This window comes from Pyxidicoccus trucidator, from assembly GCF_010894435.1.
GTDB classification, from domain to species: Bacteria; Myxococcota; Myxococcia; order Myxococcales; family Myxococcaceae; genus Myxococcus; species Myxococcus trucidator.
In genome coordinates this window covers 51,243-69,536 of the sequence record NZ_JAAIXZ010000019.1, presented here as the reverse complement: position 1 = coordinate 69,536, position 18,294 = coordinate 51,243, and the positions used below count along the sequence as shown (strand labels likewise).

Below are 18,294 nucleotides of genomic sequence, written 5' to 3'. Positions count from 1 at the left end.
CGCGTTTCAGGGACGCCTCCGAGGCTCCGGCGGACTCCGGCGGACTCCGCCTCGCCAGTTGCAAGAAGCGCCGCGCGAAAACGCTGACTCACGCCAAGCCCTGCAACTCCAGGCCCGTATTGGTGAGCTGTCGATAGTTGATATGTAAATGCAACGACAGTGCAATAATTGGTTCGATACACGTCTGAATCATCAGACTTTCGTGTGAGCGATTGTCTCGCCTGGTCCTCCGCGCGCCCCCACACCTCGACTGTGCCCAGGTGTCCTACCCCCCCCGACTCCGGAGACACCGATGAGAGCACTCCTCCGTTCCGCACCGTGGTTGCTGTTACTCCTGACGGCCAGCGCGCAGGCACAGGTCGTCAACGACGCGAACCGTCCCGACGCGGCCAGGGCGGTGCGTGACGCGGCCTCCGCGTACCAGCGCGGCCGGCCGGTGCCGACCCATGCCAACAACAACGACCTCGCCGACTTCGGCCGGTGGGCCACCTTCTCCAAGGGCCTGCCACATGACGCGGTTGGCGAGCCCAACGCCACGCAGTACGACGCGCTGCTGAACGCGCTGCTCTCCGGGAGCCCCACGGCGCTGGAGGCGGTGCTGCTCGGCGGGGAGCGCAGGCTGGTCAACCCGCAGGCGGGCTTCGCCTTCGTGCTGGAAGGCGCGGACCCCCAGGCCCTCACCCTGCGGCCCGCTCCGGACTTCGACAGCGCCGAGGTCTCAGGGGAGATGACGGAGCTGTACTGGATGTCCCTGGTGCGCGACGTGCGCTTCGACCAGTACAGCGGCAACTCCACGATTACCAACGCCATCAATGAGCTGAACAGCCTCGCCCACTACCGCGGCGCGAAGAACAACAGCGGCCTGGTGGCGGCGGCCACCCTCTTCCGCGCGGAGTCCTCCGGCGCGGAGCAGGGCCCGTTCGTCTCCCAGTTCCTCTACAAGTCGATTCCGTTTGGCGGCGGCCCGCTGGCCACGGAGTCGGACGTCAACCCGCCTCCCGCGACGGATGGCGGCGTGGTGGAGCCCACCGCCCATCAGCCGATGGAACAGCGCATCTGGACGCGCTTCGCGGGAGACGACCGCGTCACCGCCTACGGTGAGTGGCTCGACATCCAGAACGGCGCGGCGCCCGCGGACCCGGTGGACACGCTGGAGGACCTGGACGACACCCGGCGCTACATCCGCAACGGGCGCGACCTGGCCGAGTGGGTGCACTTCGACTATCCGCTCCAGGCCAGTCTCAATGCCGCGCTCCTCATGGCGCGCCAGGGGGACTTCCTGCCCAATGGCCGGTACGACTCGGACCCCAAGGCCTCGCCCCGGGCATTCGACGCCAACAACCCCTACAGCGCCTACGCGAAGCAGGAGCCCTTCGTCACCTTCGGCAACGGCGACACCCAGGCGCTCACGGCGCTGGTGACCACCACGTCGCTGCGCGCGCAGTGGTTCCAGAAGTGGCAGGTGCACCGCCGGCTGCGTCCCGAGGAGTACGGCGGCCGGGTCCACAACACGCTGACGAATGCGCGCGTCTATCCGTTGCCGGCCCAGCTGCTGAACTCGGCGGTGATACCGCTGGTCCTCGCGCGCAACGCGGCCCGCAACGCGGAGCGGGGGCTGGGGGGCGGCACGTACCTGCTCCCCCAGACGTTCCCCGAGGGCAGCCCCGTGCACCCGGCCTATGCCTCGGGCCACTCCACGTACATGGGCGCGGGCATCACCGTGCTGAAGGCCTTCTACGCGGACTTCCCCATCATCAACCCGCAGGTGCCCAACTCCACGGGGACGGCGCTGGTGCCCTACGGCGGCACGCTGACGATGTTCAACGAGCTGGACAAGCTGGCCAGCAACATCGGCGTGGCGCGGCTCTTCGCTGGCGTGCACTGGCGCAGCGACCATGACCACGCGGTGCGCCTGGGCGAGCTGTACGCCCTGCGCGCGCTCCAGGACTGGGCGCGGCTGTACCCGGAGGACGGCTTCGCGGGCTTCGAGGTGCGCACGCTGAGCGGCAACACCGTCACGGTGACGGCCACCGCCCCGGCGCTGCCCAACGCGGTCAGCGCCGTGAATGAGTTCGTCCTCTACAATGCGGACACGAACCAGCCCGTGCCCTCCGCCAATCCCCTCCGCAACGGCCAGGTCATCCGCCTGGCGGAGCTGGGCCTCACCCGCATCAACATCCGGGCGAATACCTATCCGGCCACGGTGGGCAGCGTGCGCTTCGTGTTCGACGGCACCGCGTCCACCGACAACGCCTCGGTGTACGACCTCCATGGCACCGCGCCGGTGCCGACCACGGGGACGCACGTGTTGACGGCGACGCCGTACAGCGAAGCCAGCGCGGCCGGCCTGGGGGGCGTGCCGCTCACCCTCCGCTTCAACATCCAGCCGTAGCACCGCGGGAGTCCCCGGCCCGGAGCTGCTTCCCAGGCTCCGGGCCGGCAGCGGGCCCCGGAGTGCACCCGCGTGGGCCGGCCGTCAGTGGACGGACCAGCGCTCGGCGATTTCCTCGCAGGCGAGCACCACGTCGCTCAGCCGGCGGATGTGGGCCCGGGGCGCGGTGAAGATGGTGCCGGCGAAGACATCCACCACCTGGATGAGGCGGTGGTCACACGGCCCGAGCTGGCACAGGTGCTGCTCCGCGAAGCGCTGGAGCATGGTGCCGATGTACTGGCCCGAGCGCTCGTCCAGCGGGGTGTGCTTGGAGAAGTAGAGCTTCATCAACCCCACGCGCGCGTTGCCATGCTTGTCCATGCGCTGGAGCACCACCTCCGGACGCACGCTGATGGTGACGCCCGCCATCTCCAGCACCGGCGGCTCGGCGCCCACGGCGCTGACGATGGTCTCATTCAGGTCGAGCCATGGCATCAGGTCCGCGAAGCGCTCGAGCGCCTCCGAGCACAGCTGCAGGCGCTGCGCCTCGAACTCCGTCTGGGGCACGCTGCACGCGAAGCGGCGATGGTGGTCCCGGAGGATGGACAGGTCCTGCCCGCGACAGAGGAAGTCGGTAATCGCATGCGACGCCTCCGGATAGCGGAGGTACTGCTGCTCCGGCGGGTGCTTCTGGTCGTAGATGATGCGCTTACGGCGCGCGGGTGTCGCGGTGAGGTACTCACCCAGCTTGTTGACTGAGACACGCGGCAGCTCACGGATTTCCGCCATGGAATTGTTCCCCCTGGGTGCTGGCGAATGTCCACACAGTACAGAGGGGGGCTGACATTCATGAGACAGCATGAGTGCCTGAAATCACGGGTGTGACGGGCCGCGTAGGTCGCGGTTGGGAGACCTGACTTCGGGGGGAGGGAGCGGGCTCGCGGGGATGGGGATGGAGTCGGGGCGCGGGGCTCCGAGCGCGGCGCGGCGTGCTCGCGGGGTGGCCTCCCGAGAGGGAAACCAGGGCTGGCGGACGCGCGGACGCGGGCATGTCGGGGGAGCGGGGGAGGACTCGGGAGGTCCAGGCGTGGATCAACCCCGGGGTGTGGGCTGATTCACCGCCAATGCTTTGCATGACAGACAACCGTGGGGCGTGGGGCAGGCAGGCGCTCCAGGGCGGCCGTCGCGCTGGAGCGCCTGTCGGGAACGGCGGGTCGACGTCAGTGCTTGTCGGGTTCGTGGTTCCCCGGGTAGCCGGCCCAGTAGCTCTCGGGGAGCGGGTTGGTGCCGGCGTCGCTGCGCGGGCCGTCCCCGTCCGGTATGTCGTCGAGGATGGCGCCCGGCGTGCGCTCGGCCGGGTCGATGGCGTGCGCGTGCTGCTCGTGCTCCGGGTCCTCCTTGGGAGGCGGAGCGCGCGTTCCGGTCCGCTCCGGTTCCTCCTCGCGTGCTCCTCGGCGGGGATTCTTCTCGTGCCCGTAGTAGTCCTCTGGGGGCTGGATGCCTGGCTGCTTCTTGTCGCGCTCGCCCATGGTGGAATCCTCCGTCCCTCTACGGTCGTGCCTGGGAATGCAGGCGGCAATGGGGCGTGTCGCAACGCCGTGACGCCAGGAGGGCAGGCGGGCGGGCGGCGACGCGCGCACTTCCGGCCCTGGCGTTGCGGTGGACCTCAGCGGCGCTTCACCGCGGAGCAACGCGGGCGCCTGGGACTACGGCGTGGGATGCGTGAGGGGAAGGTCGCCCAGGCCGGAGAGGGGCTCGTCATCCCCCAAGGCCCGCGTGTGGCCGTACCCGAGCTGTCCGGAGACGTTGTTGCCCCAGCAGCGCGCGCCGCCGGTGCTCAGCAGCGCGCAGGTGTGGCGGGCGCCCGCCGCGAGTCCCCACGCCCTGGCGTCACCCAAATCCACCGGCGCGCGCGGCGGTGCGTACAGCGTGCTCCGGTGTCCCTGCCCGAGCTGTCCTTCCGCGTTGTAGCCCCAGCACGTCACGGCGCCGGAGTTCAGCAAGGCGCAGGTGTGGTGGCTGCCCGCGCTCACCTGCAAGGCGACGTCCGACGGCGAGCCCAGGTCCACGTCGCGCGCTTCGGAGGCGCGGAGGACTGGGTGCGTGCCCCCATGTCCGAGCTGTCCCGTCGGCCCGCTGCCCCAGCAGCGCACGGCGCCCCGCTTCAGCAGCGCGCACGTGTGCTGGGCGCCGGCCGACAGCCGCGAGACGGGCTCGCCAGGCTCCACGAAGCCCGCTGAAGACGGCAGTTCGTCATCGCCGATGTCGCGCGTGTGGCCCAGGCCAAGCGCGCCATGGGCACCGTCGCCCCAGCAGCGCACCCGTCCGTCCGCGAGCAGCGCGCACGTGTGGTGCCAGCCCACGGCGAGGTCCTGTGCGGGGCCACCGAGGTTGACGTCGCCCGCCTCCCAGGGCTGCTCGTCGTCACCGACGTCTCGGGTGTGGCCCTGGCCGAGCTGTCCCGCCTGATTCCGGCCCCAGCAGCGCACGTGGCCCGAGTCCAGCAGGGCACAGGTATGGGACTCACCGGCGCCGAGCTTCACCACGTTGCCGCCGACGTTGACGAAGCCGTGGCTCGCGAGGGACTCGTCATCGCCCACGTGGCCGGAGTGGTTGTAGCCGAGCTGGCCGTGGCTGTTGTTGCCCCAGCAGCGCACCAGGCCGGAGTCGAGCAGGGCACAGGTGTGGTGGCCCCCCAGCGCGAGCTGCACGGCCTTCCCTCTCAGCGGGACATCGCCCGCGGTGTAGGGCGGCTCGTCGTCGCCCACGGTGACGGTGTGGCCATGGCCGAGCTGGCCGTAGGTGTTGTCGCCCCAGCAGCGCACGGCGCCATGGGCGAAGAGCGCGCAGGAGTGGCTCGCTCCCGTGTGGAGGCTGCTCAGCAGATAGGGGAACACCAGCTCGTCGGGGAACTGGTTGGGGGCCAGCCGGTATTCGAGCGTGGTGGTGCCGCCGTCCACGTCGGTGACGGCGAGCTTCAGCCGGCCGCGCAAGGCGGGCGAGTAGGGGCGGAGGGTGGTGGGGTTGGTGGGGTGCGAGAAGGACGGCGGGGGCGCGTCGTGGCCCTCGGGCTCGAAGCTCCAGGCGTAGCTGAGGCGGTCCTCGGGTGTGTCATCGGTGACGGTGGCGGTGAAGCTGACATCGCCGGTGAGGGCGTGGCGCTGGCCGTCGAGCGCATGGATGACAGGGTTGAAGAGCGCGGTGACGGAGGTCTCCTTCACGCCGTCCGTGGGGCCCCGGGGCTTCACCTTCGTCTTGAAGGTGGCGGTGACGGAGTGGCCCGAGGCGCTGGTGACCTTCACCGTGTGCACGAAGTCGGTCTTCTCGGCGACGAGGGGCGGGACGTACTGACTGACGAAGGTGCCTGCGGCGCCCAGCAAGGTGAGGGTGCCACTGGCGGGGAAGAAGGCGCCGCTGTTCGGAGTGGCGTCGGCGGTGATGGACCAGGTGAGGCGCTCGCCAGGAGTGGCCTCGACGGAGACGCTGATGTTGCCGCCGCCGTGGCCGGACTGCACTTCCGGCGGGAGGCTGATGCGCTTGATGAGGGGGAGGGAAGAGGGTGCTCCAGCCTTGGATGTGGCGAGGCCGATGATGACCTGCTCGGAGTCCGTGGTGAGGCGCTGGTCGGTGGAGCCGCTGAAGAGCAGCGAGCCGTCGGAGCGGTACGCGCGGGCGAAGAAGGTCAGCGCCTCGCCGCGAGGAAGGGACGTGAGGGCGCCGGACCATGCTCCGGCGGTGGAGGTGAGCTCGAAGTCGGTGAGCAGCGGCGTGTCCGCGTGGCCCTGCTCGAAGACGTCCACCTGGAGGCGGGAGACCTCGCGTGGGGTGGAAGCGGCTGGCGCGAGGGGCTCGTCGATGTGGATGGAGAAGCGGGCCTCGGCGTCCTGTGAAGGCGGCAGGGGCGACACGTCCTGACGGGCGCAGGCGGTGGCGAGGAGGAGCGGGAGGAGCAGGGCCCCGCGCATGTGCCGGAGCCACGTCCGCGGAGAGGACTGCTGGTTCATGCGGGGTTCCTGGCGTGGGGGGGAGTGCGAGAGGGAAGGGCCGGGGACGGTGCCCGGGCCCCTCCCTCTTCGGACTCACCGGGGCTGCGTCACGGCAACAGCAGCGGGACACCGTCCACGGTGGAGGGCAGTTCGTTGTCGCCGATGTAGTTCGTGTTGCCGTAGCCGAGCTGTCCGTTGTCGCCCGCGCCCCAGCAGAGCGCCTTCCCGTTGGTGAGGAGGGCGCAGGTGTGGGTGGCGCCCGCGGTGAGGAAGTAGGCGGGGATGTTGTTCAGGCCCGTGTGGTTGCTCGGAGGCACAAGCAACTGGGTCGCATTTCCATAGCCGAGCTGGCCGCTGCTACCCAGGCCCCAGCACTTGATGAGACCCGAGCCGAGCAGAGCGCAGGTATGGCTGTCACCCGCGGCCACCTGGATGGCCTTGTTGCCCGCGCCCAGGCCCACGTCGGTGGCGGTGGGGTTGACGGTGGTGCTGGTGCTGCCGTTTCCGAGCTGGCCGTTCGCGTTGTAGCCCCAGCACCTCACGGCACCGGTGTCCATCAAGGCGCAGGTGTGGTTGGTACCCAGGGCGAGCTGGATGACAGTCCCTCCCAGGTTCACGTCTCCAACGGAGGACGGATGCTCGTTGTCGCCGATGGCGCTCCCGCCATTGCTGTAGCCGAGCTGGCCATAGCTGTTGGCGCCCCAGCAGCGGACCTTGCCGGAGAGGAGCAGGGCGCAGGTGTGGTTGCCTCGGGCGAAGACATCCTGCACCGGAGCGCCCACCTGGACGTCCACGGACGAGGGCTCGTCGTCGTCACCGATGTTGTTGGTATGTCCATAGCCGAGCTGCCCGCTGCTGTTGTGGCCCCAGCACCGGACCTTGCTGTTGGTGAGCAGGGCGCAGGTGTGATTGGCGCCAGCGGTGATGCGCATGGCCTGGGTGCCCAGGTTGACATGCCCCATGCTGGTGACGGGCTCGGTGTCGCCGATGTGGTTGATGTGGCGGTAGCCGAGCTGGCCGTACTGGTTGAAGCCCCAGCATCGCACCAGGCCGTTGTTCAGCAGGGCGCAGGTGTGATTGCCACCCGTGGCGAGCTGGGACACCTTCTCCGGCAGGGGAATGGCTCCCCGGGAGGAGGGGAACTCGTTGTCTCCGATGGTGTCGGTGTTGCCATACCCGAGGCGGCCCAGGGTGCCCAGGCCCCAGCAGCGGACGGAGCCGTCGTTGAGGAGCGCGCAGGTGTGCGAGTCACCCGCCCGGAGCTGCGCGATGTCGGTGGTGCCGCCAGTCTGTCCCGGCTGGTCCGGGAACTGGTTGGCCGCGAGCAGGTACTTCACCGTCGTCTTGCCTTCGTCGCCGTCTGTCACCTCCAGCGTCAGCGTGCCCTCCAGCGTGGGCGCGTAGCCCTGCAGCACGGTGGGGTTGGTCTGCGCGGTGAAGGCCGGGGCCGGAGTGACGGTGCCCGTCGGCGCGAAGCTCCACGCATAGACGAGCGCATTGAGGGGCTTGTCGTCCGCGACGGTGGCCGTCCAGGTGACCCGGTTCGTCCCGAGCGTCCGGCTGGCGGCGAGGCCGTTGATGACGGGGTTGAAGACCACGCGCACGCCAGGCGTGTTCCCCGGCGAGCCGCCCGAGCCGTCCGGAGGCACCACCTTCGTCTTGAAGGTGGTGCTCACGGAGTGGCCTTCCTGGTTGGTGACCTTGAGCTCGTGGGTGAACTCGGTGGTGGTGGCCAGCGTGAGGGGCGGGGCGTAGCGGACGACGAAGGCGCCGCTGGTGCTCACCATGGTGAAGCCGCCGGAGGCGGGCTGGAAGCTGCCGCCGGAGGTGGCGGCGGTGAGGCTGTAGGTCAGCGCCTTGTTGGCGGTCGCCTCCACGAAGAAGGTGATGTTGCCGCTCTGCCCGAGGGAGAACTCACCGGGGATGCTGATCTTCCTGATGCGCGGCAGGTCGATGGTGGCGCCGTCGTTGATGGGAATCAGGGTGATGCCCACCGTCTCCTGCGCGGAGGTGAGCGCCACCGTCGTGGTGCCATTGAAGAGCACGGAATCACCCGTGCCAGCGTCCGCGTCCACATTCACTCCGCGAGCGCGGGCGATGAAGGTGAGCAGCTTGTTCTGGGGCAGGGTGGGAAGCGTGCCCGCCCACCCGGTGGAGGTGGGCGCCAGGTCGATGTTGACGAAGAGGGGATTGCCCGTGGACGCGTCCCTCACGTCCACCTGGATGCTGGTGACGTCCGCGAAGGAGAAGCCCAGCGCGGACACCGTCCCGGCGCCCAGGCGCAGGGACATGGCGGACGGGCCCGAGGGCAGAGCCTCCGAGGAGGTCTCGTCCACGGCGATGAGAATGGTGACGGAGGACGTCGCGGAGTCTTCAGGCTCCGGGGCCTGGGGGGCCTGGGTACAGCCCGTGGCGGCCCAGGTGGCGGCGAGCAGGACGGCCAGCGCGGCGAGCGGGCTTCGGGCGCGCGGGCGGGAGACGGCGGGATTCATCACGGAGGCGGCTCCTTCAACTGAGACGGGAACGGGCCCGGCGCTCGGCGGCCCTCGCGGCGCGGTGTCACGGCACCGGAAGATGATGCGGAGACACCGCACCGCGAGGGCCCGTAGGCCGGGCTCGAAAAGAGGAGGAAGCGAGGGCCCCGGCAACGCGGGCCCTCGCTCGGGAGACATGGCCTACGGCGTGGGCGGCAGGAGGGCGACGTCGGCGGTGGGCAATTCGTTGTCGCCGATGTCCACGGCGCTGCCGATGCCGAGCTGGCCGTTACCGCCATTGCCCCAGCAGCGGGCCTTGCCGGTGCTCAGCAGGGCGCAGGTGTGGGCGCCGCCCGCGGAGAGCTGGTAGGCGGTGGCGCCATCCAGGTTCACCGTGGAGGCGGAGGGCGCGCTGAGGGTGGTGGTATTGCCGTAGCCGAGCCGGCCGTCCAAACCGTAGCCCCAGCACTTGATGGCGCCCGTATCCAGCAGGGCGCAGGTGTGGGCGCCGCCCGCGACCACCTGGAGCGCCCGGGTGGCGGGCGTGCCCAGATTCACATCGCCCGCGGAGGCAGGCAGGAGGACGGTGCCGGTGCTGCCATAGCCGAGCTGGCCATTGAGGTTGTAGCCCCAGCAGCGGACCCGGCCCGTGTCGAGCAGGGCGCACGTGTGGTTGAGCCCCCCGGAGAGCTGCCGCACGGGACCGCCCACATTCACGTTCCCCACCGTGGAGGGGTTCTCGTTGTCGCCGATGTTGACGGTGCTGCCGTAGCCGAGCTGGCCCGTGGCGCCATAGCCCCAGCAGCGCACGGCGCCGTCCGTCAGCATCGCGCAGGTGTGGTACCCGCCCGCGACGACGTCCTGCACGGGCGCGCCCACGTCCACGTCGCCCGCGCGCCAGGGCTGCTCGTTGTCGCCGATGTTCTGGGTGTTGCCGTAGCCGAGCTGGCCGTACTGGTTGCGACCCCAGCAGCGCACCTTCTGGGTGTCCATCAGGGCACAGGTGTGCTCGAGGCCCGCGGCCAGCTTCACCGCGTTGCCGCCCAGGTTGACGTAGCCGAAGCTGGCGATGGGCTCACCGTCGCCCAGGTGCTCGGTGCTGCTGAAGCCGAGCTGGCCGTACTGGTTGTTGCCCCAGCAGCGCACCAGGCCGGTGTCGAGCAGCGCGCAGGTGTGGTTGCCACCCGTGGCGAGCCGCGTCGCCGGGCTGAGCAGCGCCACGTCCCCCACGCTGTAGGGCAGGTTGGAGGCGGTGGTGCCGACGGGGAGCGTGTTGCCGTAGCCGAGCTGGCCCAGGTGGCTGCGGCCCCAGCAGCGCAGCGTGCCGTTGTTGAAGAGGGCGCAGGTGTGGTTCTCACCCGCGCGGATGGCGTTGATGCCGGTGAGCGGGCCGTCCACGGCCGGGTCATCCGGGAACTGGTCCGGCGTCAGCGCGTACTCCAGGGTGGTGGTGCCGCCGTTGCCGTCCGTCACCGCCAGGGTGAGCAGGCCGCGGACGCTGGTGGTGTAGTGCTGGAGGGTGGTGGGGTTGGTCTGCGCGGTGAAGGCGGGCACCGGCGTATAGGGCTCCGCCGGGGCGAAGCCCCACGCGTAGGTGAGCGCTTCGGCGGGGCCGTCATCCGCCACGGTGGCGGTGAAGGTGACGTTGCCCGTGCCCACCAGCCGGCTGCCGTCCACGCCGTTGATGACCGGGTTGAAGAGCACCAGCACGTCGGTGTTGCCCACGCCGGTGGTGGTACCGGCCGGCTTCACCCGCGTCCTGAAGGTGGTGGTGACGGAGTGGCCGGCCTCGTTGGTCACCTTCACGGTGTGGACGAACTCGGACTCGGTGGTGACGGTGCCCGGCACGTACTGGCTGACGAAGGTGCCGCTGGTGGCCAGCAGGGTGATGGCGCCGTTGACGGGGAAGAAGGTGCCGCTGCCGGAGCCGGTGGAGCCGCTGATGGAGTAGGTGAGGTGCTCGCCGGTGTTGGCCTCCACCAGGAAGCTGATGTTGCCGGCCTGGCCGGAGGTGAAGACGCTGGGGATGCTGATGCGCTTGATGCGCGGCAGCGTGATTTCCGCGCCGTCATTGGACGGTGCCAGGCGGATGATGACGTCGGAGAAGTCCGCTTCGAGCTGCTGGTCGGTGGAGCCGCTGAAGAGCGGAAGGGTGCTGCTCTCCGCGCCGAAGGCTCGGGCGAAGAAGGTCAGCATCTTCCCGCGCGGCAGGAAGGGGAGGGTGCCCGACCACTGCGTGGTGTCGGGTGTGCGGGTGAGCTCGAAGTTGATGAAGAGGGGCGTCTGGCTCTGCCCCTGCTCGTACACGTCCACCACGATGCGGATGACGTCCTGGGCCCGGAAGGCCTGGGCGGACACGCGTCCCTGCTTCTGGACGCCGGAGTCCTCGTCGATGTTGATGCGGAAGCGGGCCTCGGACGTCTGCGCACCCTGACTGACGGGCGGCGGGGAGGTGGAAGGCTCGCTACAGCCGGTGCCCATTGGAGTGGCCAGCAGGACCAGCAGGGCCCCGAGCAGACCCCGGGACAGCACCGGACGGCGTGACAGCTTCTTCATGCGCTCTCCTTGTGTGGCATTGCGCTACGGCATGACACGGCATGCGCCCACGAGCCCTTGCGTCGGGCGCGGGACTTCGATGAAAGAAACAGGAATTACCGCTTGATGATACAGGTCTGGATTGTCTATGAATGCAGTCAGGCAGCCCGCGAGGGCCGTCGAGGGAGACACGTCTCCCGTCACCGCGGGAGCGGTGTGGGCGTGGATGGGGTGGAACGCGCCGCCCGGACACACGCTCCCTGTGCCGCGGGGAGCGGTGAACCAGCCTCGGACGCTGTAGGAGGGGTGTTGCTCCTCCGGAGGACCCGTAGGCCCTGGCCGCCCAGGAGCATGGAGTGACAGCAGGACTGAAGACTGTCTGCCTTCTTCACGAAGGCGGTCGCTTTCTACCAGAGCTGTTCATGTCTTGTCATCAATGTTTTGCAAGGGATTGAGAGTTCGAGCGTCTGGGTTTTTGGAGACCGCCCCGGGTGGCGCGGGCGCCAGTCGTTCCTGACTGCGGGGTGACAGGAATTGTCAGCGGCAGACGCTGGCTGTCTCGGAGGGAAGCCAGGGGGGCCTGGGGTCCACGAGGCCCCGGTGTCTACACCGTGACTGCCGTAACCCGCTCACTGCTGCGCGCTTGTGGAAGGTGAGGCGGTCGGCGGAGACTCCACCCGGGCGAAACCTGCACGGGGGAGCGCATGTCCGAGCCGTATGAGCCGACGACTTCCGCGATGTCGGAGCCCCGGCTCCACCTGGGGTGCCCTTCCTGTGGCGCCCAACTGGTGGTGGAGCCCGCGCTGCGCACCATGCGGTGTCCCTACTGTGCCGCGCCCTCCGTGGTGGAGCGCCCGCCGGTGCCGGGCATCCCCGAGCCCGTCTTCGCGCTGGGCTTCGCGCTCACCCATGTCGCCGCCCGCGAGCACGTGGCGCGGTGGCTGAAGAGTCGCAACCCCTTCACCCGCTCCGGCATCCGCTCCGCCGAGCCCGGCGAGGTGCGCGGTGTCTACGTCCCCGCGTACCTCTATAGCGTGCTGGCCCAGACGCGCTTCCGCGCCTCCATCGGCGAGAACTACCAGGAGCAGGAGACGTACACGACGACGGAGAACGGGAAGACGGTGACGCGCACCCGCACGGTGACGCGCACCGAGTGGCGCTCGCTGGGCGGCGAGCTGGCCGGCTACGTGGCGGACGTGCTCGTCACCGCCTCCACCGGCCTGCGCAACGACGAGCTGGAGGCGCTGGAGCCCTTCGATTTGCGCGGGCTGGCCCGGTACACGCCGGCCCTCGTCTCCGGCTGGGTGGCCGAGGAGCCCTCGCTCACCCCCGCGCAGTGCCTCGCGCAGGCCCGCAAGGAGGCGGAGGAGCGGGTGGGAGAGCGGCTGGGACGCTTCATGCCGGGGGACTCGCACCGCGAGCTCGAGCACGAGTCGCGGCTGGAGTGGGAGGCGGTGGACATGTGCCTGCTGCCCGTCTGGGTGCTCGCCGTGCGCTACGCGGAAGACGCGCCGCCGCTGCGGGTGCTGGTGAATGGGCAGACGGGCGAGGTGCACGGCAAGGCGCCCCTCTCCGTGTGGAAGGTGACGGCCGCCGTGCTCGTCGTGCTCCTGCTGGTGGCCGTGGCGTGGTTCCTGAGCCAGGGAGGTGGCCGGTGAGCACGTCCGTGCCGGCGGTGGCGCCCTGCCGGCGCTGTGCGAGCGCGCTGGAGGCGGATGACCTGCGCTGCCCCATCTGCGGGCTGACGACGCCTCCCAAGCCCCACGGGGCCGTGGAGCGCGAGCAGGCCCGTGTGGTGCGATGTGAGAACTGCGGCGCGGTCATGGAGTACTCGGCCGAGGCGAAGGCGCCGAGGTGCGACTTCTGCGGCTCGGTGACGCGGGTGGAGACGACGGCGGACCCGGTGGAGCAGGCGCAGGGGTGGCTGCCCTTCACCGTGGACCCGGGGGCCGCGCGCGCCGCGCTGATGGGCTTCCTGGGGAAGGGCGGCTTCTTCCGCCCGTCCGGGCTGGCCGAGGAGGCCGCGGTGGAGTCGCTGAGCCCGGTGTGGTGGCCGGCGTGGAGCTTCCGGGCGGGCGTGGACGTGAGCTGGACGGCGGACTCGGACGCGGGGGCGAATCGCTCGGACTGGGCGCCGCACGCGGGGCGCACGCGCTTCGACTTCGACGACATCCCCGTGCCGGCCTCGCGCGGGCTGAAGGTGAAGGAGTGCGAGGCGCTCGCGCATCATTATATACGCGGCTCCGTGGAGGACTCGCCGCGCGGGCCGGAGGGCGCGCACGTGGAGCGCTTCGAGGCCACGCGCTCGGGGGCGCGGCGCTCCGTGCTGGAGGCCGTGGAGCGGCTGTCGCGCGAGCGGCTCCAGCAGGGTGTCATTCCGGGGCGGCGCTTCCGGAACGTCCATGTCGCCGTGGCCCTCTCGAGCCTGCACACCACGCGGCTCGCGCTGCCCGCGTACGTGCTCGCGTACCGGTACAAGGGCAAGCCGTACCGCGTGGTGGTGCACGGGCAGGACGCCGGCGTCGTCCTCGGCGAGGCCCCTGTCTCCGGCTGGCGTGTGGCGGCGGTGGTGGCAGGGGTGCTCGTCCTGGTGCTGGGGGTGCTGCTGGCGACGGGCGTGCTGGGGTAGCGGGCCTGGGAGTGGGTTGGGGCACGGTGCTCCGGCGCTCCCTGGTTGGGGAGCGCCTCGGCCGGTGCTCGGGGCTCAGGGGCCGGAGTTTTCGGGCTCGGAGTCCTCGGGCTCGGAGTCCTCGGGCTTGGGCACGTGCTCGGCATCCTTGGGCCCGGAGTCCTGGGGCTCGGAGTCCTGGGGCTCGGAGTCCTGGGGCTTGGAGTCCTGGGGCTTGGAGTCCTTGGGCTCGGAGTCCTGGGGCTCGGAGTCCTGGGGCTCGGAGTCCTCGGGCTTGGCGTCCTGGGGCTCGGAGTTCTCGGGCTCGGAATCCTTGGGCTCGGGTGTCTTCCCGTGCGGTGCGGTGCCCTGCTCTGAGTCCGTTCCCGGCGGCTCCAGCCGTGGCGCCTGCTCGGGAGCGGCTGCCTGTGCCGGAGGCTCCTGCGCCAGTGCGGCCTCCTCCGCCGTCAGCTCCTCCGGGTGCAGGCCGCCTTCGAGCAGCTCGGCCTGGTTGCGCCGGTTCGTCGCGGCCACCGCCGCCTGGACCAGCTCCTCCGCGGCCTCGTGCCGCCCGTAGCCTGGGGCGTGGGCGCGCAGCCACGCTCGCAGCGCGGACGCCAGCTCCGCGCCCGTCTGGAAGCGCTCCGCCGGCTCCTGCCGCAGGGTCCGCAGCACCAGCGCGACGAGTGACTCCGGCAGACCCACCGCCAGCCGCTCCACCTGCTCGGGGCCGAGCTGCACCATCCTCGCGGCCACCTCGTTCACCGGCATCCACGTGGGGCCCTGGGCCTCCAGGGGCTTCGCCTCCGTGCCGTCCGAGGCGCGGAGTGGAGGCACCGGCACCGTGTCCTCCACCATCAGCGGGTGCCGGCCCGTCAGCAGCTCCAGCAGCACCAGCCCCAGGGAGAACAGGTCCGAGCGCGCATCCACGGGAGCCCTGCGCAGCGCTTCCGGTGAGGCGTAGGTGACGTCTCCCTTCACCAGTGGGCGGCTCGTCACCTCGCGTCCCGTGAGGGAGGACGCTGCCACCGTGAAGTTCGTCAGCTTCACCTCGCCGTGAAGGCCCACGCGGATGTTCCTCGGGCTCACGTCGCGGTGGACGATGTGCAGCGGGCGGTTCAGGTCATCCGTGAGGCCGTGCGCGTGGTGCAGCGCCTCCGCCACTTCGGCCGCCACGTACGCGGCGAAGGCGGGAGACATGGGCTGGCGCCGCATGGCGGCCAGGTTCAGCACCGTGTCCAGCGAGCGCCCCTCCACGTACTCCATCACCACGTGGGGTGCGCCCCGGTACAGCTTCAGGTGGTGCACCTTGGCGATGGAAGGGTGGTTGAGCCGGAACGTCAGCTCCACCTCCTCCACCAGCCGTCGGCGCTCCACGAAGCTCGCCGGGCTGCTCAGCCGCTTCACCACCACCGGGCCGCCGAGTCCTCCCCGGTAGCGGCGCCGTGCGAGCATCAGCAGTTCGCCAGTGGAGCGGACCTCCAGCTTGCGCACGAACTCGAACGCCGTGCCGCCCACGGTGAACAGCACCCTCGGCTTGCGGGGGCTCTCCAAGACCTCCTCCGTCGTCGTGTCGGGCGTCGTCATCTCCTACCTCTGGACCTGTGAAGTTGAGTGGGGACTGCTCAACTCGTGAGGTAACACGAATGCATGGCCGGAGGGAACCTCCCACGTAGTATGGGAGTTCATGGACCTGAGGGGTAGGTTAGAGGCGGAGGGCTGGGTGGGGCGACGGAAGCGGCTTGGGCGGGGACTCCGCCGCGTGGCGCTACGGCACTTCCGTGAACTTCAGGCCGGTGGCGTGGCTGCGCTCCAGTGCGTCCTTGAGTTCCTCGGAGACGATGATGTCGACCTCCCAGTCCTGAAGTCGGAAGAGTTGCTCATCGCCCACCCGGGCTCTGTCGATGTGCATGCCGCGGACCGACGCGTACTGCCCGACCAGTTCCGGCACTCCATCCTCGGGTTTCCAGCGCTCTATCCTCGAGGCCGCTTCATCAATGCAGCGGATGGTGCGGGTCACCACCAGGATGAAGTACGGGGCGGGCTGCCCTTCTATCTCCACCGGAAGGAGTTGCACGGCATGGGGCGCCAGCCGGGCGAAGACCTCAGCCACTCTTGCGTGGACGATGGGAACGTTGAGGCCTCCAAGCGAATAGTCCAGCGGTGTCCCGGGAACGGTGCAGTGAATCCGGAGCGGTCCAGGGTCCTTCACCGCGTGCCCTTGGGTGAAGTACCCGAAGTCATCCGCCTCTCTGTCCTCGGCATCAATGGGACTTCCCAGGTGCCAGCGCCCGGGAAAGTAGACGTCGTCGAACAAGTCGAAGAAGCGACGGGCCAGGAGTGGGTGGGAAGGCTCCTCAGGCACGGGGCTACACCTCCGTCAGGAATTTCACGCCGGTAGCCTGACTGCGCTCCAGTGCCTCTTTGAGCCCTTCCGAGACGATGACGAAGATCTCCCAGCCTTCTGGCCGAAATACCTGCGCAGCTCCAACCCGGCCCTTGTCGATGCGCATGTCCTCAACGGACCTGTAACGTCCAACCATCTCCGGTACTCCGTCCTCAGGCTCCCAGCGCTCTATCTTCGAGGCGGTCTCGTCGATGCACTGAATGCGGCGGGTCACGACGAGGATGAAGTACGGCTCGCTCTGTTCTTCAATCTCGACGGGGAGAAGTTGGACATCTTGTGGGGCCAGCCGGGTGAAGACCTCGGCTACGCGGGCGTGGACAATGGGGACGCTCAGTCCTGCCAGGGAGTAGTCGAGTGGCCGCCCGGGAACGTTGAAGGGAATTCGGAGTGGCCCCGGGTCCGCTACCGCATGTCCCTGGGTGAAGTACCCGAAGTCATCCGCCTCCTTCCCGTGGGCGTCGATGGGGCTCCCCAGATGCCAGCGCTCCGGGAAGTAGACGTCATCAAAAAGTCTGAAGAAGCGACCCGGCATGGTGGTTCGCCTCTAGCGGGGAGCGCCCTGAGTAACGAGTTGGTGGAGTTTGGTGCCAGGCGTTGCGATCTGCTTCGCCAGACGGCGGAGCTCCGCCTTCAGCATGAGCTGGCATTGCGCCACACCGCGGCAGGCGTTCACCACTCCGGACAGCTTGTCGAAGATGTGCCCGTGGTAGGCCTCCGGATGCGGGCCCTTGTGTCCCTGGATGGGCACGATGTTCTCCACCTCGTCCAACGTCATTCCCGCCTTCCTGAAGAGCTCCTTGAACCTCGGCGTCCACGGTCCACCGCGAGCGGTGGACACCTCATTGCGGATGGTCGCGATGTGGTGCTTGTGCTTCCCGTCCCCACCGCTCGCGGCCATGGCCACCGCGGTGGCGGGCAGTGCCACGACAAGCGTTCCATCCGCCGCCACCGCCACCGACGTCACCTCGCCCACCGCCGCCAGCCTCAAGCCCACCTGCGCCTCGCCCAGCGCCGCGGCCCGAGCAAACCCCGGCATCATCTCCAGCCGGCTCGCCAGCCGCGCCGACGTGCCCGCCATGCCCTGCCCCAGCAGCGCCGCCAGCGCGAGGATGGCCACCTGCGTGCCCTCCGTCCCCAGCACCCGCCCGAAGCGCTCCCCGGCCGCCTCCAATTCCGCGAACGTCCGCGCCCGGTCCGAGGCTCCCTTCAGCTCGAAGCTCGCCCGCACCAGCGCCAGGAACGGCCCCACGCCCAGGTACACCACCATCACCGCCGACAGCACCGCCGCCGCCTTCGTCACGAAGGGCTCGGGTGCCGCCAGCAGCGCCACCCACGTGGCCAGCCCCGTGACGACGACGGCGTAGAAGACACGCGGGTTGAGCGTCTCGCTCACCGCTTCGAACACCGCCTCGCGCAGCGGGTCCATCGCGAAGCCCAGCGCCAGCGTCAGCCGGTCCATCTCCCCCAACCCCAGCCCGTCCTCCAGCAGGGACAGGCAGTCGCCGCCCTCGCGCGCCTGGCACCAGCGCCCGTAGTCCTTGCGCAGCGCCCCCTGCCACGTCGAGTCCGCCTGCGCCCCCCACGTCCCCGCCCGCACCAGCAGCCCCGCCTGCGAGGGGCGCAAGGACAGCGGCACCTCCAGCACCAGCCGCGTCAGCGCCTCCTCGAAGTCGTCCGAGTCCACCCGCACCGAGGCGTCCCAGGAGGCCGGCGCGTACTCCAGGGGCGCCCCTTCGCCCGTGTCCAGGCGCACCACGCGCGTGCTCGCGCAGCCCACCACCCACGGCAACAGCACCAGGGCCCACCACAGGCTTCTCCTCACCATGCGCGCCCTCCGGGGACCTTGCCCCGTGGAAGCGAGCAATCCCATCCTGGCTGGCTAGTCGATAAAATCCAGGCATATCTATCAAGCC

Annotated in this window: 12 protein-coding genes; 3 read left to right on the top strand and 9 right to left on the bottom strand. The window is 69.8% G+C overall.

Going from position 1 to position 18,294, the window contains the following annotated elements; translation table 11 throughout:
• Positions 1–292 precede the first annotated feature (292 nt).
• Positions 293–2,392, top strand: a complete 2,100-nt coding sequence (locus tag G4D85_RS38255) for a vanadium-dependent haloperoxidase (RefSeq protein WP_164019060.1) — start codon at positions 293–295, stop codon at positions 2,390–2,392.
• An 84-nt stretch (positions 2,393–2,476) separates the two neighbouring features.
• Here the strand turns inward: G4D85_RS38255 and G4D85_RS38250 are convergent, their stop codons facing one another.
• The 5 genes from G4D85_RS38250 to G4D85_RS38230 all read right to left on the bottom strand — a co-directional run bounded on the left by G4D85_RS38250 (position 2,477) and on the right by G4D85_RS38230 (position 11,387).
• Positions 2,477–3,160, bottom strand: coding sequence for a hypothetical protein (locus G4D85_RS38250; protein WP_164019059.1), 684 nt, complete (start codon positions 3,158–3,160; stop codon positions 2,477–2,479).
• A 431-nt stretch (positions 3,161–3,591) separates the two neighbouring features.
• Positions 3,592–3,900, bottom strand: coding sequence for a hypothetical protein (locus G4D85_RS38245; protein ID WP_164019058.1), 309 nt, complete (start codon positions 3,898–3,900; stop codon positions 3,592–3,594).
• A gap of 177 nt (positions 3,901–4,077) precedes the next feature.
• Positions 4,078–6,375 (bottom strand): RCC1 domain-containing protein, encoded by a 2,298-nt coding sequence (locus tag G4D85_RS38240; RefSeq protein ID WP_164019057.1) that lies wholly within the window; start codon positions 6,373–6,375, stop codon positions 4,078–4,080.
• Between the two features lie 89 nt (positions 6,376–6,464).
• Positions 6,465–8,849: an RCC1 domain-containing protein gene (locus tag G4D85_RS38235; RefSeq protein WP_164019286.1), complete on the bottom strand. Its 2,385-nt coding sequence runs from the start codon at positions 8,847–8,849 to the stop codon at positions 6,465–6,467.
• A gap of 183 nt (positions 8,850–9,032) precedes the next feature.
• Positions 9,033–11,387, bottom strand: coding sequence for an RCC1 domain-containing protein (locus G4D85_RS38230; RefSeq protein ID WP_164019056.1), 2,355 nt, complete (start codon positions 11,385–11,387; stop codon positions 9,033–9,035).
• A 683-nt stretch (positions 11,388–12,070) separates the two neighbouring features.
• On the opposite strand from G4D85_RS38230, the gene G4D85_RS38225 reads away from it, so the two are divergent.
• Positions 12,071–13,024 carry a TFIIB-type zinc ribbon-containing protein gene (locus tag G4D85_RS38225; protein WP_205525886.1) on the top strand — a complete coding sequence of 318 codons (954 nt, stop codon included), beginning with the start codon at positions 12,071–12,073 and terminating at the stop codon, positions 13,022–13,024.
• On the top strand, positions 13,021–13,995 hold the full coding sequence (locus G4D85_RS38220; protein WP_205525885.1) for a TFIIB-type zinc ribbon-containing protein: 975 nt from the start codon (positions 13,021–13,023) through the stop codon (positions 13,993–13,995). Before G4D85_RS38225 ends, G4D85_RS38220 begins: the two co-directional genes overlap by 4 nt.
• A 75-nt stretch (positions 13,996–14,070) precedes the next feature.
• Here the strand turns inward: G4D85_RS38220 and G4D85_RS38215 are convergent, their stop codons facing one another.
• From G4D85_RS38215 to G4D85_RS50450, 4 genes are all read right to left on the bottom strand, one after another.
• Positions 14,071–15,561, bottom strand: a complete 1,491-nt coding sequence (locus tag G4D85_RS38215) for a serine/threonine protein kinase (RefSeq protein ID WP_205525884.1) — start codon at positions 15,559–15,561, stop codon at positions 14,071–14,073.
• 181 nt (positions 15,562–15,742) lie between these two features.
• Positions 15,743–16,339 carry an imm11 family protein gene (locus G4D85_RS38210; RefSeq protein WP_240359746.1) on the bottom strand — a complete coding sequence of 199 codons (597 nt, stop codon included), beginning with the start codon at positions 16,337–16,339 and terminating at the stop codon, positions 15,743–15,745.
• A 4-nt stretch (positions 16,340–16,343) separates the two neighbouring features.
• Positions 16,344–16,913, bottom strand: coding sequence for an imm11 family protein (locus tag G4D85_RS38205; protein WP_164019055.1), 570 nt, complete (start codon positions 16,911–16,913; stop codon positions 16,344–16,346).
• 12 nt (positions 16,914–16,925) lie between these two features.
• A complete protein-coding gene (locus G4D85_RS50450; protein WP_164019054.1) occupies positions 16,926–18,206 on the bottom strand; it encodes an AHH domain-containing protein in 1,281 nt (426 codons plus the stop codon).
• Between the last annotated feature and the right edge of the window lie 88 nt (positions 18,207–18,294).

Bases quoted from the DNA above. Each gene is read 5' to 3' on its own strand.
- G4D85_RS38255 (WP_164019060.1), top strand. From the start codon at position 293: ATGAGAGCACTCCTCCGTTCCGCACCGTGGTTGCTGTTACTCCTGACG.
- G4D85_RS38250 (WP_164019059.1), bottom strand. From the start codon at position 3,160: ATGGCGGAAATCCGTGAGCTGCCGCGTGTCTCAGTCAACAAGCTGGGT.
- G4D85_RS38245 (WP_164019058.1), bottom strand. From the start codon at position 3,900: ATGGGCGAGCGCGACAAGAAGCAGCCAGGCATCCAGCCCCCAGAGGAC.
- G4D85_RS38240 (WP_164019057.1), bottom strand. From the start codon at position 6,375: ATGAACCAGCAGTCCTCTCCGCGGACGTGGCTCCGGCACATGCGCGGG.
- G4D85_RS38235 (WP_164019286.1), bottom strand. From the start codon at position 8,849: ATGAATCCCGCCGTCTCCCGCCCGCGCGCCCGAAGCCCGCTCGCCGCG.
- G4D85_RS38230 (WP_164019056.1), bottom strand. From the start codon at position 11,387: ATGAAGAAGCTGTCACGCCGTCCGGTGCTGTCCCGGGGTCTGCTCGGG.
- G4D85_RS38225 (WP_205525886.1), top strand. From the start codon at position 12,071: ATGTCCGAGCCGTATGAGCCGACGACTTCCGCGATGTCGGAGCCCCGG.
- G4D85_RS38215 (WP_205525884.1), bottom strand. From the start codon at position 15,561: ATGACGACGCCCGACACGACGACGGAGGAGGTCTTGGAGAGCCCCCGC.
- G4D85_RS38205 (WP_164019055.1), bottom strand. From the start codon at position 16,913: ATGCCGGGTCGCTTCTTCAGACTTTTTGATGACGTCTACTTCCCGGAG.
- G4D85_RS50450 (WP_164019054.1), bottom strand. From the start codon at position 18,206: ATGGTGAGGAGAAGCCTGTGGTGGGCCCTGGTGCTGTTGCCGTGGGTG.